The sequence below is a fragment of the Luteimonas huabeiensis HB2 genome (assembly GCF_000559025.1).
GTDB classification, from domain to species: domain Bacteria; phylum Pseudomonadota; class Gammaproteobacteria; order Xanthomonadales; family Xanthomonadaceae; genus Luteimonas; species Luteimonas huabeiensis.
Window position 1 is genome coordinate 13,906 of sequence record NZ_JAAN01000023.1, and the last position, 14,126, is coordinate 28,031.

Annotated in this window: 9 protein-coding genes; 5 read left to right on the top strand and 4 right to left on the bottom strand. The window is 73.0% G+C overall.

The features are described 5' to 3' along the window. Nucleotides 1–68 precede the first annotated feature (68 nt). Genes kynU through Z164_RS0109575 form a run of 5 tightly spaced genes read left to right on the top strand, consistent with a single transcriptional unit; the run spans nucleotide 69 to nucleotide 5,453 of the window. The gene (gene kynU / locus Z164_RS0109555) at nucleotides 69–1,343 is read left to right on the top strand and encodes a kynureninase (protein ID WP_024890477.1); all 1,275 of its coding nucleotides are present in this window, start codon (nucleotides 69–71) and stop codon (nucleotides 1,341–1,343) included. A gap of 10 nt (nucleotides 1,344–1,353) precedes the next feature. Beyond that, nucleotides 1,354–2,718, top strand: a complete 1,365-nt coding sequence (locus Z164_RS0109560; protein WP_024890478.1) for an FAD-dependent oxidoreductase — start codon at nucleotides 1,354–1,356, stop codon at nucleotides 2,716–2,718. Next, the gene (sbcB, locus tag Z164_RS0109565; RefSeq protein ID WP_024890479.1) at nucleotides 2,718–4,160 is read left to right on the top strand and encodes an exodeoxyribonuclease I; all 1,443 of its coding nucleotides are present in this window, start codon (nucleotides 2,718–2,720) and stop codon (nucleotides 4,158–4,160) included. Before Z164_RS0109560 ends, sbcB begins: the two co-directional genes overlap by 1 nt. Before the next feature lie 48 nt (nucleotides 4,161–4,208). Beyond that, complete coding sequence (locus Z164_RS0109570) at nucleotides 4,209–4,895, top strand: DUF2461 domain-containing protein (RefSeq protein ID WP_024890480.1); 687 nt, start codon at nucleotides 4,209–4,211, stop codon at nucleotides 4,893–4,895. Between the two features lie 3 nt (nucleotides 4,896–4,898). Then, complete coding sequence (locus tag Z164_RS0109575; protein ID WP_024890481.1) at nucleotides 4,899–5,453, top strand: DUF2939 domain-containing protein; 555 nt, start codon at nucleotides 4,899–4,901, stop codon at nucleotides 5,451–5,453. A 24-nt stretch (nucleotides 5,454–5,477) separates the two neighbouring features. On the opposite strand, the gene Z164_RS0109580 is transcribed toward Z164_RS0109575, so the two are convergent. From Z164_RS0109580 to Z164_RS0109600, 4 genes are all read right to left on the bottom strand, one after another. Continuing rightward, nucleotides 5,478–6,428, bottom strand: coding sequence for a 5'-nucleotidase (locus tag Z164_RS0109580; protein WP_024890482.1), 951 nt, complete (start codon nucleotides 6,426–6,428; stop codon nucleotides 5,478–5,480). A 466-nt stretch (nucleotides 6,429–6,894) separates the two neighbouring features. After that, nucleotides 6,895–7,665, bottom strand: coding sequence for an NAD kinase (locus Z164_RS0109585; protein ID WP_024890483.1), 771 nt, complete (start codon nucleotides 7,663–7,665; stop codon nucleotides 6,895–6,897). 143 nt (nucleotides 7,666–7,808) lie between these two features. Next, nucleotides 7,809–12,815, bottom strand: coding sequence for an NAD-glutamate dehydrogenase (locus tag Z164_RS0109590; protein ID WP_024890484.1), 5,007 nt, complete (start codon nucleotides 12,813–12,815; stop codon nucleotides 7,809–7,811). Nucleotides 12,816–12,963: 148 nt separating this feature from the next. Then, the gene (locus Z164_RS0109600; protein WP_024890485.1) at nucleotides 12,964–14,112 is read right to left on the bottom strand and encodes an acyl-CoA dehydrogenase family protein; all 1,149 of its coding nucleotides are present in this window, start codon (nucleotides 14,110–14,112) and stop codon (nucleotides 12,964–12,966) included. Nucleotides 14,113–14,126 lie beyond the last annotated feature (14 nt).

Sequence of the window (14,126 nt, forward strand, 5' to 3'; positions counted from 1 at the left end):
AACATCCCGCCCCAGCCCGCGCCGGAGCCCGCCCCGGCCGCCGCCAAGCCGATGAGAGCGCCCACGCCTTGACCGTCCCGCTGTCCGAAGACCACGCCCGCGCCCTCGACGCCGGCGATCCGCTGGCCGCGCTGCGCGCCGAATTCCACGTCCCGCTGCACGAGGGCCGCGAACAGGCCTACTTCTGCGGCAATTCGCTCGGCCTGCAACCGCGCGGCGCGCGCGCGCACGTGGAGGAAGTGCTGGAGAAATGGGCGCACGAGGCGGTGGAAGGCCACTTCCGCGGCCAGGCGCAGTGGATGCCCTACCACGAGCTGGTGGCCGCGCCGCTGGCGGAGGTGGTGGGAGCCGAGCGCGAGGAGGTGGTGGCGATGAACTCGCTCACCGCCAACCTGCACCTGCTGATGGTGAGCTTCTACCGGCCCACCGCCGAGCGCCCGGCGATCCTGATCGAGGCCGGCGCGTTTCCCTCCGACCGCTACGCGGTGGAATCGCAGATCCGCTTCCACGGCTTCGACCCGGCCACCGACCTGATCGAGGTGGCGCCCGACGCGCCGGGCGGCACGGTCTCGATGGCGGCGATCGAGCAGGCCATCGAGCGCCACGGCCCGCGCCTGGCGCTGGTGCTGTGGCCGGGCGTGCAGTACCGCACCGGCCAGGCCTTCGACGTGGCCGCGATCGCCCGCCTGGCCCACACCGCCGGCGCGATCGCCGGCTTCGACCTCGCCCATGCCGTCGGCAACCTGCCGCTGCGCCTGCACGATGCCGGCGCCGACTTCGCGGTGTGGTGCCACTACAAGTACCTCAACGCCGGCCCGGGCGCGGTCGCCGGGGCCTTCGTCCATGCCCGCCATGCGCGCACCGACCGCCCGCGCTTCGCCGGCTGGTGGGGCCACGAGGCCGTCACCCGCTTCCGCATGGGCCCGCGCTTCGCGCCCACGCCGGGCGCCGAGGGCTGGCAGCTCAGCAACCCGCCGATCCTGGGCCTGGCGCCGCTGCGCGCCTCGCTGGACCTGTTCGGCCGCGCCGGCATGGCGGCGCTGCGCGCGCGCTCGCAGCGGCTCACCGGCTACCTGGAAGCGCTGGTGCGCGATCACCTGGACGATGTCCTCGAGATCCTGACCCCGAAGGATCCCGCCCAGCGCGGCTGCCAGCTCTCGCTGCGCGTGCGCGCCGGCCGCGACGCCGGCCGCGCGCTGTTCGACCACCTGTCCGCCGACGGCGTGCTCGGCGACTGGCGCGAGCCCGACACGATCCGCATCTCCCCGGCCCCGCTCTACAACCACCACGCCGACGTGCTGCGCTTCGCGCGCAGCGCGCTCGGCTGGCGCCAGTCGCAGTGAGGCCGCCGGCATGAACGCCCGCGCACGGCGGATCGCCATCGTCGGCGCCGGCCTGGCCGGCGCCCTGCTCGGCACCCTGCTCGCGCAGCGCGGCTGGCGGGTGGACCTGTACGAGAAGCGCGGCGACCCGCGCCGCCAAGGTTATGCCGGCGGCCGCTCGATCAACCTCGCGCTGGCCGAACGCGGCCGCCACGCGCTGCGCCAGGCCGGCGCCGAGGACGCGGTGATGCGGCAGGCGGTGCTGATGCGCGGGCGCATGGTGCACTTCCTCGACGGCCGCCAGCAGCTGCAGCGCTACGGCCGCGACGATTCCGAGGCGATCTGGTCGGTCCATCGCGGCGACCTCAACCTGACCCTGCTCGACATCGCCGAGCGCGCCGGCGCGCACGTGCACTTCGACCGCCGGCTGGCCCACGCCGACTTCGACGCGCGCATCGCCCACTTCGTCGACGACCGCGACGGCGCGGCGCACGCGGTGCCGTTCGATGCCCTGGTCGGCGCGGACGGCGCCGGCTCGGCGCTGCGGCGGGCGATGTCCGCGGTGACCGACCTGGGCGAGCGCGTCGAGCCACTGGATCATGCCTATCGCGAGCTGGAGATCCCGCCGGCGCCCGACGGCGGCTTCCGCATCGAGCCGAACGCGCTGCACATCTGGCCGCGCGGCGACTACATGTGCATCGCCCTGCCCAACGACGAGCGCACCTTCACGGTGACGCTGTTCATGCCCAACCGCGGCGACCCCGGCTTCGACACCGTGCGCACCCCGGCGCAGGCGCGTGCGCTGTTCGCGCGCGATTTCGCCGACGCGCTGCCGCTGATCCCCGACCTGGAGCGGGACTGGGCCGCCAACCCGGTCGGCGAGCTGGCGACGCTGTACCTCGACCGCTGGTCGCTGGGCGGCCGCGCGGTGCTGCTGGGCGACGCCGCCCACGCGATGGTCCCGTTCCACGGCCAGGGCATGAACTGCGCGTTCGAGGATTGCGTGGCGCTGGCCGCCCACCTCGACGCCCACGACGACTTCGCCGCCGCGTTCGCCGCCTTCGAGGCCGAGCGCCGCCCCAATGCCGCTGCCATCCAGCGCATGGCGCTGGAGAACTACCACGAGATGCGCGACCGCGTGGACGACGCCGACTACCTGCTGCAGCGCGCGCTGGAGCTGGAGCTGCAGGCGCGCCACCCGGGCCGCTTCGTGCCCCATTACGCGATGGTGACCTTCATGCGCATTCCCTATCGCGTCGCGCTGGAACGCAGCGAGATCCAGCGCGCACTGCTGCGCGAGGCCACGGCCGGCCTCGCCCGACTCGACCAGGTCGACCGCGCGGCGCTGGACGCCGCCGTGCTGGCCCGACTCGATCCCCTGGAGCCGGACGCCTGATGGCCGCCAGTTTCCTGTTCTACGACCTCGAGACCTTCGGCGCCGACCCGCGCCGCACCCGCATCGCCCAGTTCGCCGCGATCCGCACCGACGAGGCGCTCAACGAGATCGAGGCGCCGCTGGACGTCATGGTGCGGCCGGCCGACGACCTGCTGCCCTCGCCCGCCGCGACCCTGGTCACCGGCATCGCCCCGCAGCGCGCGCTGCGCGAGGGCGTGAACGAGGCCGAGGCGATGGCCATCGTGCAGGAGGCGATGTCGCAGCCGCGCACCTGCACGGTCGGCTACAACTCGCTGCGCTTCGACGACGAGTTCGTGCGCTACGGCCTGTTCCGCAACTTCCACGACCCCTACGAGCGCGAATGGCGCAGCGGCAACTCGCGCTGGGACCTGCTCGACGTGATGCGGCTGGCGCACGCGCTGCGCCCGGACGGGATCGTGTGGCCCAAGCGCGACGACGGCGCGCCCTCGTTCCGGCTCGAGCACCTGGCCGCCGCCAACGGCGTGCGCATCGGCGAGGCCCACGAGGCGGTCTCGGACGTGCGCGCGCTGATCGGCATGGCGCGGCGGCTGCGGCAGGCGCAGCCGCGGCTGTGGGACTACGCCCTGCGCCTGCGCGACAAGCGCCACGCCGCGATCCTGCTGGACGTGGCACGGATGGAGCCGGTGCTGCACGTCTCCCAGCGCTACCCGGCCGCGCAACTGTGCGCCGCGGCGGTGCTGCCGCTCGCCCGCCACCCGCGCATCGACAGCCGGGTGATCGTGTTCGACCTGGCCGACGACCCCGAGCGGCTGCTGGCGCTGGCGCCCGACGAGATCGCCGACCGCCTGTACACCCCGGCGCGCGACCTGCCCGAGGGCGAGACCCGCGTCGCGCTGAAGGAGGTGCACCTCAACCGCTGTCCGGCCCTGGTCGCCTGGCACCACCTCACCGGCGCCGACATCGAGCGGCTGCGGCTGGACCCGGCGACCGTGCAGGCGCGCGCCGCGCGGCTGCGCGAGGCCGGCCCCGCGCTGGCGGAAAAGGTGCGGCGGGTCTACGCGGCCGGCGAGGAACGCGCCCCCGCGGATGCCGATGCCTCCCTGTACGACGGCTTCGTCGGCGACGCCGACCGCCGCCGCTGCGCCGAGCTCCGCGCGACCCCGCCCGCGCAGCTGGGCGCGCGCGACTTCGGCTTCCAGGACCCGCGGCTGGTCGAACTGCTGTTCCGCTACCGCGCGCGCAACTGGCCGGAGCTGCTGACGCCGGAGGAACGCGCGCGCTGGGACGACTACCGCCGCCGGCGCCTGGCCGAGGGCAGCGAACTGTCCGAACAGTCGCTGCCGGCCTTCTTCGCCGAGATCGCCGCGCTGCGCGCCGCGCGCGCCGGCCAGGGCGAGGTGCAGGCGCTGCTCGACCGGCTCGAGGCCTGGGGCCGGGAGATCGCCGCCTCGCTGGCCTGAGTCGCACGGCCTCGGGCCCCGCGGCCGCCGGCCGCCTACAATCGCACCATGACCGTGTACTTCAGCGACCGCTCCTTCCGCTTCCTGCGCGGGCTCGCGCGGCACAACGAACGCGACTGGTTCCACGCCCACAAGGCCGACTACGAGGCCCACGTGCGCGAGCCCTTCCAGCGCCTGCTCGGCGACCTGCAGCCGGCGCTGGCCGCGATCAGCCCGCACTTCCGCGCCGACCCCCGCCCGCTCGGCGGCTCGCTGTTCCGCATCCAGCGCGACACCCGCTACGCGCGCGACAAGAGCCCCTACAAGCCCTGGCAGGGCGCGCGCCTGTTCCACGCGCGGCGCCGCGAGGTACCGGCGCCGTCCTGGTACCTGCACCTGCAACCGGGCGAGCATTTCTTCGCCGCCGGCATCTGGCACCCGGACACGCCGGTGGTCCGCAGGATCCGCCAGTTCATCGTCGACAACCCGGAGGGCTGGCGCCGCGCCGCCCGCGCCCCGGCGATGGCGCGGCGCTACCCGCTGTCCGACGACGAGATGCTGGTCCGCCCGCCGCGCGGCTTCCCCGAGGACTTCCCGTTCCTCGACGACCTGCGGCGGCGCAACTTCATCGTCGTGCGCCCGCTCGACGACGACCTGATGACCGGCCCGCGCCTGCGCGCGACGCTCGAGCGCGATCTGCGGGCGACCGCGCCGTTCATGGACTATCTCTGCGCGGCCCTGGACCTGGAGTTCTGAGCGATGCCCCTGCCCGCCCGCCGCTGGCTGCCCTGGGCGCTCGCCGCGCTGGCGCTGGCGCTGGCCGCCTACGTGGCGGCCGGCCCGTTCCTGACCGTGCGCGCGATCCAGCAGGCGGTGCGCGCCGACGACAGCCGCGCGCTCGCGCGGCAGGTCGATTTCCCGGCGCTGCGCGCCAGCCTCAGGGCGCAGGCCGAAGACTGGCTGGCCCGCGAATACGGCGAACGCGCCGGCGGCAGCCTGCTCGGACAGTGGGGCCTGCAGGCCGCGCGCGGCGTCGCCGGCGGCGCGGTCGATGCGATGGCCACCCCGATCGGCCTGGCCGCGCTGATGGAAGGTCGCCGGATCTGGTCGCGCGTGGATGGCCGCCCGCCCCTGCACACCGTGCCCGAGGCGCAGCGGCCGCAGCCCTTCCGCGACGCCGCCTACCGCTACGAATCGCCGTCGCGCTTCACCATCGCCATCGCCGACGAGGACGGGCAGCCGATGGTGTTCGTGCTGACCCGGCGCGGCCTGCGCTGGCGCCTGTCCGACATCCGGGTGTCGCCGGGCCCCTGAGCGCGCGACGACGCGGGCGGCGCCTCAGGGCGGCGCGTCCTCCGGGTTCGACACCCCGTGCGGCACGTGGCCGGCGGCGACGTGGCGGCGCGCGGAATCGATGTTGTGGCGCGAATCGTCGAAGAAGATGTCGGCGCCGAACGCCTCCAGAAACGGCCCCTTGGCGCGGCCGCCCAGGAACAGCGCCTCGTCCAGGCGCACGCCCCATTCGCGCAGGGTGCGGATGACGCGCTCGTGCGCGGGCGCGGAGCGCGCGGTGACCAGCGCGGTGCGGATCGGCGCGTCCTTGCCCGCCGGGAACGCCGCCTGCAGGTCGTGCAGCGCCGAGAGGAAGCCGCGGAACGGCCCGCCCGACAGCGCCTCGCGCGCGCGTTCGCGCTCGTGGCGGTGGAACGCCTCCAGGCCGGCTTCCTGCGAGACCCGCTCGCCCTCGTCGCCGAAGATCACCGCATCGCCGTCGAAGGCGATGCGGATCTGCGAACGGGCATCGGCGGCGCTGCGCGACTGCCGCGAGGGCGGCGGGTCCGCGGCGGTGGGCAGGATGGTGGCCGCGGCGATCCCGCCGGCCAGCGCGCGCCGCACCGACTCCGGGTTGGCCGACAGGAACAGCTGCGCCCCGAACGGCCGGATGTAGGGCCAGGTCGGCTCGCCGGAGGTGAAGGTGGCGCGCGAGATCGACAGCCCGTGGTGCTGGATCGAGTTGAAGATGCGCAGGCCGGTATCGGCCGAATTGCGCGACAGCAGGATCACCTCCACCCGCGGCGCCTCCGCCGGCGCGCCCTCGTTGAGCGCCAGCAGCTTGCGCACCAGCGGGAACGCGATGCCCGGCGAGAGCACGTCGTCCTCGTGCTGGCGCTGGTACTCGGAGAAGGCCTCGATGCCCTCGCGCTCGAACAGCGCATGGCTCTCCTCCAGGTCGAACAGCGCGCGCGAGGTAATGGCGATGGTCAGGGTCGGGGCGGCGGGAGCGTCCATGCCCGCATTATGCGGCGCCCGCGCGCCCGGGAGCGTGGGCGGTCGAAAACGTTCGAGGCGGACGGCTCGCTGAGCGAGGCCGGTTTCGTGCCGCTTCCTGGCCTGTCGTGGGCCTGCAGGCCAGGAAGCGGCGCGGAAATGGACCGCTCAGCGGGCCATGCAGCCCGGACGGCTTCCGCCGCCCACGCTCCTAGGCTGTTTTTCCCGTCCCCCGCGTCTTGTTTTCCCTTCCCCCGCAAGCGGGGAGCATCTTGTTTTCCCTTCCCCCGCAAGCGGGGGAAGGTGCCGAAGGCGGATGGGGGGCACGCCGCAGGCGTGCAAAGCGACCCTCATCCGGCGCTGCGCGCCACCTTCTCCCGCTTGCGGGAGCAGGGAGGGCATGACCCCGCTTGCGGGAGAAGGAGCAACATGGCCCCGCTTGCGGGAAGGGACGGCTTCGACGCTGCAGGTCGAATGTCGAGACGCCCTAGGCCATGAACTGCTCGCTGATGATGCGTTCCTCGAGGTTGTGCTCGGGGTCGAACAGCAGGGTCACGTGGCGGTCGCGGGCCTCGCGGATGCGGACCTCCACCACGTCGCGCACCTCGTGCGAGTCGGCGGTGGCGCTGACCGGGCGCTTGTAGTGGTCGAGCACGCGGAACACGACCTCGGTATCCGCCTTGAGGATCGCGCCGCGCCAGCGCCGGGGGCGGAACGGCGCGATCGGGGTCAGCGCGACCACGCCCGCGCCCAGCGGCAGGATCGGCCCGTGCGCGGAATAGTTGTAGGCGGTGCTGCCGGCGGCGGTCGCCACCAGCACGCCGTCGCAGATCAGCTCGTCCAGGCGGGTACGGCCGTTGAGTTCGATCCGCAGGTGCGCGGCCTGGCGGGTCTGGCGCAGCAGCGAGGTCTCGTTGTAGGCCAGCGAGCCGACGCTGGCGCCCGATTCGGTCTGCGCCACCATTTCCAGCGGCCGCAGCGTGGCGGGCTCGGCGGCGGCGATGCGCTCGAACAGCGCGTCCTCGCGATACTGGTTCATCAGGAAGCCGACGGTGCCCAGCTTCATGCCGTAGACGGGCTTTCCGAGCGCGCCGTAGCGATGCAGGGTCTGCAGCATGAAGCCGTCGCCGCCGAGCGGGCACAGCACGTCGGCCTCGTCCGGCGCGTACTGGCCGTGGCGCTCGGCCAGCAGGTCCAGCGCCCGCCGCGCATCGTCGGTCGGGCTGGCGAGGAAGGCGAGTCGCGGTGTTTCGGTCATCGGGAGGCTCCGGGGGCGGCGCGCTCAGGATAGCGTGGCGGCGCAGGCAAGGCGGCGACAGTCGCCCACCTGGCCGGCGCCGCACCCGGAACCGGACAACGCGGGCGCGGCGGTTCGCGTTCGCCGCCGCGCCCGGGCGGGCCTCAGCCCTTGCCGCCGCTGGCGGCCAGTTGCGCCAGGCGGCTGACCGCGACCGAGGCGGTCGGATAGTCGAGCGACTTCTGCGCGAACATCTCGTCGAGCATGCCGCGGGTGAAGCGCAGCGCGGCGTCCTCGCGCCCCATCCAGGCGGCGACCTTGTCGTCGGCGCTGGCGCCGGGCATCTCGAGCGCCTGCGCGGCGAGCAGGGTCTGCTGGGCGGCGAGGTCGTCGCGCAGCACGCCGCGCGCGACCGCATGCCAGCGTCCCTGCACCTCCAGCGCGTCGATCTGCGCGAACAGCCACGGCAGGTGCAACGCCTCGCCGACGCGGAAGTGCACCTTGGCGACCTCGACCGGCTTGAGCTTGCGCGCGCGCGCCAGCTCGATGATGTCGAACACCGGGGTCAGGTACGGCAGCTCGGCCAGCTCCTGCGCCAGCGGGTCCGGCATGCCCTTCTCGCGCCAGGCCGCCAGCTCGGCCTCGTAGTGCGGCCGTTGCGAGTCGGCCAGGATGCCTTCGGCGCGGCGGATCTCGTTGAGCGGCTCGTGGTAGCGCTCGACCGCGCGGGTGATGCCGGGCATCTCGCCGGGGCGCTTGAGCAGCCAGCGCACGAAGGCGCGCTGCAGGCTCCAGATCGCCTGCAGGGCGTCGATCTGCGCCGACTCCGGGACCTTCAGGTCCAGCGCATCGATCTGCGTCCACAGCGCGCGCGCGTCCAGCGTCTCGCGGCTGATGGTGTAGGCCTTGGCGACCTCGGCCGGACTGCGCCCGGTGTCCTCCTGCATGCGCATGAGGAACGTCGCGCCCATGCGGTTGATGGTGGTGTTGGTGACCGCGGTGGCGATGATCTCGCGCTTGAGCGGGTGCTGTTCCATCGCCGCGGCGTACTTCTTGCGCAGCGGCGCCGGGAAATAGCGCTGCAGTTCCTTGGACAGGTACGGGTCTTCGGGGATGTCGGAATCGAGCATCTGCTGGTAGGCCACCAGCTTCGAGTACGACAGCAGCACCGCCAGTTCCGGCCGCGTCAGGCCCTGGCCGCGGGCCTTGCGCGCGGAAATCTCCGCGTCCGACGGCAGGAACTCGATCTGCCGGTCCAGCAGGCCCTGCGCTTCCAAGGTGCGGATGAAGTGCTGCTTGGACCCCAGGCGCGACACGCTCATCCGCTCCATCAGGCTCAGCGCCTGGTTCTGGCGGATGTTGTCCCACAGCACCAGCGACTCGACCTCGGCGGTCATGTCCGCCAGCAGCGCGTTGCGGGCCTGCACGGTGAGCTTGCGGGCCTGCACCTGGCTGTTGAGCAGGATCTTGATGTTGACCTCGTGGTCGGAGGTGTCCACGCCGGCGGAGTTGTCGATGAAGTCGGTGTTGAGCAGCACCCCGGCCTGCGCGGCCTCGATGCGCCCGCGCTGGGTGAAGCCCAGGTTGCCGCCCTCGCCGACCACCCGGCAGCGCAGCTCGCCGCCGTCGGCGCGCAGCGCGTTGTTGGCGCGGTCGCCCACGTCGGCATGGCTTTCGGTGGAGGCCTTGACGTAGGTGCCGATGCCGCCGTTCCACAGCAGGTCCACCGGCGCCTTCAGGATGGCGTTCATCAGCTCGTTGGGGCTGAGCGACGTGGTCGAGGGGTCGAGCCCGAGCGCCTCGCGCGCCTGCGCCGAGAGCGGGATCGACTTGGCGCTGCGCGGCCAGACCCCGCCGCCGGCGCTGATCAGCGCGCGGTCGTAGTCGTCCCAGCTCGAGCGCGGCAGCCTGAACAGCCGTTCGCGCTCGCGCCACGACGCCGCCGCGTCGGGCTGCGGGTCGATGAAGATGTGGCGGTGGTCGAACGCCGCGACCAGCCGGATGTGCTTGGACAGCAGCATGCCGTTGCCGAACACGTCGCCGGACATGTCGCCGATGCCGACCGCGGTGAAGTCCTGGTTCTGGCAGTCCACGCCCAGCGCGCGGAAATGCCGCTTGACCGACTCCCACGCGCCCTTGGCGGTGATGCCCATGCCCTTGTGGTCGTAGCCGACCGAGCCGCCGGAGGCGAACGCGTCGCCCAGCCAGAAGCCGTGCTCGGCGGAGATGCCGTTGGCGATGTCGGAGAACGTGGCCGTGCCCTTGTCGGCGGCGACCACCAGGTAGGGATCGTCGTCGTCGTGGCGCACCACGTCGCGCGGCGGCACGACCTTGCCGCCGACCACGTTGTCGGTCACGTCCAGCAGGCCGTTGATGAAGCGGCGGTAGCAGGCGATGCCCTCGGCGAGCACCGCGTCGCGGTCGCCGCCGGCCGGCGGCTTCTTGACGAAGAAGCCGCCCTTGGCGCCGACCGGCACGATCACGGTGTTCTTGACCATCTGCGCCTTGACCAGGCCCAGCACCTCGGTGCGGAAGTCCTCGCGGCGGTCGGACCAGCGCAGGCCGCCGCGCGCGACCGGGCCGAAGCGCAGGTGCACGCCCTCCACCCGCGGGCCGTAGACGAAGATCTCGCGGTACGGGCGCGGCTTGGGCAGGTCGGGCACGCGCGCGCAGTCGAACTTGTAGGCGACGTAGTCCTTGTCGGCGCCGTCGGCGGCGCGCTGGTAGTAGCTGGTGCGCAGGGTGGCGTCGATCGCGCCCATGAAGCCGCGCAGGATGCGGTCCTCGTCCAGGCTGCCGACGCCGTCGAGCAGCGCCTTCAGCGCGCCGCGGGTGGCCTCGTACTGGGCGTCGCGGCCGGCCGCGCGCGCGGCCACCACCGGCTCCAGCGCGGCGAGTGCGGCGGCGTCGCCGGCGGCCAGCGCGTCGAACTGCGCGCGCAGGCGCTCGGCGCCCTCGCCGATCGCCTGCTTGGACTCGCTGCCGATCGCCGGATCGAAGCGCGCCTCGAACAGTTCCACCAGCAGCCGCGCCAGCAGCGGGTAGCGCGCCAGCGTCTCCTCCACGTAGGACTGCGAGAACGGCGCGCCGGTCTGCAGCAGGTACTTGCAGTACGCGCGCAGCATCGCCACCTGCCGCCAGTCCAGGCCGGCCAGCACGATCAGCCGGTTGAAGCCGTCGTTCTCGGCCTCGCCGCGCCACAGCCGGGCGAAGGCGTCCTCGAAGGCCGGGCCGACGCGCTCGACGTCGAGGTCGATGCCGACCGCCTCCACCTCGAAGTCCTGCACGTAGTACGTGCCGCCCTCCGCCTCGAGCCGGTGCGGGTGCTCGGACAGCACCCGCAGGCCCATGTTCTCCATCATCGGCAGCACGTCGGAGAGCGGGATGTCGCGCTGCTGGCGGAACAGCTTCAGCCGCAGCGCGCCCTCGCCGGCGCCCGGGCTGGCGGTGCGCACCAGGCTCAGCCGCAGGTCCTCGGGCGAGCGCAGCGCGGCCAGCCGCTCGACGTCGCCGGCGGCCACCGCCGGGGTCGCGCGCTCGATGTACAGCGCCGGCAGCGCGCGGCCGAAGCGGCTGGCCAGCGCCAGCCCCGGGCCCTCGCCGTGGCGGGCGATCAGCGCGTCGCGCAGGTCGTCCTGCCAGTTGCGCACGATCGCCGACAGCGCCGCGTCCAGCTGCGAGGCGTCGACCTCGGCGGTCGCGCCGGAGCGCGGGCGCACGATCAGGTGCAGCTGCGCCAGCGGCGACTCGCCCACCTGCACGCTGGCGTCGATGCGGTCGGCCTGCAGCACCTCGCGCAGCATCGCCTCGATGCGCAGGCGCACTTCGGTGTTGTAGCGGTCGCGCGGCACGTAGGCCAGCACGGAATAGAAGCGCTCGTAGCGGTCGCTGCGCAGGAACAGGCGGCTGCGCACCCGCTCCTGCAGGTTGAGGATGCCCATCGCCAGCCGGTACAGCTCGTCGGCGCTGGACTGGAACAGCTCGTCGCGCGGCAGCGTCTCCAGGATGTGCTTGAGCGCCTTGCCGCTGTGGCCGGTCTCGCGCAGGCCGGAGCGGCTCATCACGTGCTCGAAGCGGTCGCGCACCAGCGGGATATCCCAGGGCCGGCGGTTGTAGGCGCTGGAGGTGTACAGGCCGATGAAGCGCTGCTCGCCCACCGCGCGGCCCTTGGCGTCGAAGCGCAGCAGGCCGATGTAGTCCATGAAGCCGGGCCGGTGCACCGGCGAGCGCGCATTGGTCTTGGTCAGGATCAGCGGATCGGGCCGGCCCTCGCCGCGCGCGGCCTGCGCGGCCAGCGAGCGCAGCGAGCGCGGCTGGCCCACGTCCTTGCCCCGCAGCAGGCCGAGCCCGGAGTCGTCCACCGCCACCAGGGTCGGGTCGCCGCCGCGCTGGCGGACGCGGTATTCGCGGTAGCCGACGAAGGTGAAGTGATCGCTGGCGGCCCAGCGCAGGAATTCCTGCGCCTCGCGGCGCTCGGCGTCGCCCACCGGCAGCGTGCGCTCGGCCAGCTCGGCCGCCACCTGCAGCATCTTCTCGCGCATCGCCGGCCAGTCGGCGACGATCTGGCGCACGTCGCCCAGCACCCGCTCGATGGCCGTCTCCAGCGCGGCCATGCCCTCGGCCGACTGGCGATCGATCTCCAGGTGCATCAGCGACTCGAACTCGCCCTCGCCCACCGCCAGCAGCTTGCCGCTGCGGTCGCGGCGCATGGCGATCACCGGGTGGCCCAGCACGTGCACGCCCACGCCCTGCTCGGCCAGCGCCATGGTCACCGAATCGACCAGGAACGGCATGTCGTCGTTGACGATCTGCAGCACGGTGTGCGGCGATTCCCAGCCGTGCCGCTCGAGGGTGGGATTGAACAGCCGCAACCGCGCGGCGCCGGGCTTGCGCTTGCGCGCGAACTCGAGGAAGCCGTGGGCCAGCGCGGCCCAGCCCTCGGCGCTGTGCACCGGCAGTTCGTCGGCATCCATGCGCCGGTAGAACGCGGCGGCGAAGGCCTCGGCATCGTCGGCGCCGGCGCGGCCGGCGCGCCGGCGGATCGCGGCGAGGATCGGCGCCAGCAGGTCGGCCTTCGCGGCGGGGCGGGCGCGGCGCGCGGCGGCGGGCCGCGGCCGGTCGGCGGCCTCGGCGGTCCGGGTCTTGGCGGTGGGTTTTCGCTGGGTGGTCATGGTCGGGCGTCCGGATGCAATGAGGCCCGCGCGATGCGCGGGCCGGACAGGGGGAAACTCAGGCGCCGGAAGACGCGGTCGCGGCGGCGGCCGGGATGTCCGGCGCGGGCAGCGCGATGGCGGCGGCGGGCAGGTCGGGCACGGCGGTCTAGCGCAGCCCGGTCTCGTTGCGGGCGATCACCAGCCGCTGGATCTCGCTGGTGCCCTCGTAGATCTCGGTGATCTTGGCGTCGCGGAAGTAGCGCTCGACCGGCATCTCCTTGGAATAGCCCATGCCGCCGTGGATCTGCACGGCCTGGTGGGCGATCCACATCGCCGCCTCCGAGGCGGTCAGCTTGGCCACCGAGGCCTCGGTGGTGAAGCGCTGGCCCTGGCGCTTCAGCCAGGCCGCGCGCAGGGTCAGCAGCAGCGAAGCATCGAGCTTGCACTTCATGTCCGCGATCTTGGCCTGGGTCATCTGGAACGCGCCGATCGGCTGGCCGAAGGCCTTGCGTTCCTTGACGTAGGCGATGGTGGCCTCGTACGCGGCGCGGGCGATCCCGATGGCCTGCGAGGCGATGCCGATGCGGCCGGCGTCGAGCACGCTCATCGCGATCTTGAAGCCCTGGCCGGGCTGGCCCAGCACCTCGTCGGCCCGCACCACATAGTCCTGGAACTCGATCTCGCAGGTGGCCGAGGCGCGGATGCCGAGCTTGGGCTCGGTCTTGCCGCGGTGGAAACCCTCGCGCTGGGTGTCGACCAGGAAGGCGGTGATGCCGCGCGCGCCCTGCGCCGGATCGGTGGTCGCGAACAGCACGATGTAGCGCGCGACCGGGCCGGAGGTGATCCAGCTCTTCTTGCCGTTGACCACGAAGCTGCCGTCGGCCTGGGCGACCGCGCGGCAGCGCATCGAGGTGGCGTCGGAGCCCGACTGCGGCTCGGTCAGCGCGAAGGCGCCGATCTCGCGTCCCTCGGCGATGGCGCGCACGTAGGTCTGCTTCTGCGCCTCGGTGCCGTGGGTCAGGATGCCGTTGCAGAACAGCGAGTTGTTCACCGACATGATGGTCGAGTGCGCGGCATCGGCCGCGGCGATCTCCACCATCGCCAGCACGTAGGCCACCGGGTCCATGCCCGCGCCGCCGTACTCGGTGGGCACCTCGATGCCCATCAGCCCGTTCTCGCCCAGCAGGCGGATGTTCTCCAGGGGGAACTCGCCGCTGCGGTCGAAGGCCTCCGCCGACGGCGCGATGCGCTCCTGCGCGATGCGCCGAGCGACGTCCTGGATCATCAACTGCTCCTCGCTGAAACCGAACTCCACGCGCGCACCCCGGA

Excerpts from the sequence above, each read along its gene's own strand:
- Z164_RS0109585 (WP_024890483.1), bottom strand. The coding sequence starts at position 7,665 with ATGACCGAAACACCGCGACTCGCCTTCCTCGCCAGCCCGACCGACGAT.
- Z164_RS0109570 (WP_024890480.1), top strand. The coding sequence starts at position 4,209 with ATGACCGTGTACTTCAGCGACCGCTCCTTCCGCTTCCTGCGCGGGCTC.
- sbcB (WP_024890479.1), top strand. The coding sequence starts at position 2,718 with ATGGCCGCCAGTTTCCTGTTCTACGACCTCGAGACCTTCGGCGCCGAC.
- Z164_RS0109590 (WP_024890484.1), bottom strand. The coding sequence starts at position 12,815 with ATGACCACCCAGCGAAAACCCACCGCCAAGACCCGGACCGCCGAGGCC.
- Z164_RS0109560 (WP_024890478.1), top strand. The coding sequence starts at position 1,354 with ATGAACGCCCGCGCACGGCGGATCGCCATCGTCGGCGCCGGCCTGGCC.
- Z164_RS0109580 (WP_024890482.1), bottom strand. The coding sequence starts at position 6,428 with ATGGACGCTCCCGCCGCCCCGACCCTGACCATCGCCATTACCTCGCGC.
- Z164_RS0109575 (WP_024890481.1), top strand. The coding sequence starts at position 4,899 with ATGCCCCTGCCCGCCCGCCGCTGGCTGCCCTGGGCGCTCGCCGCGCTG.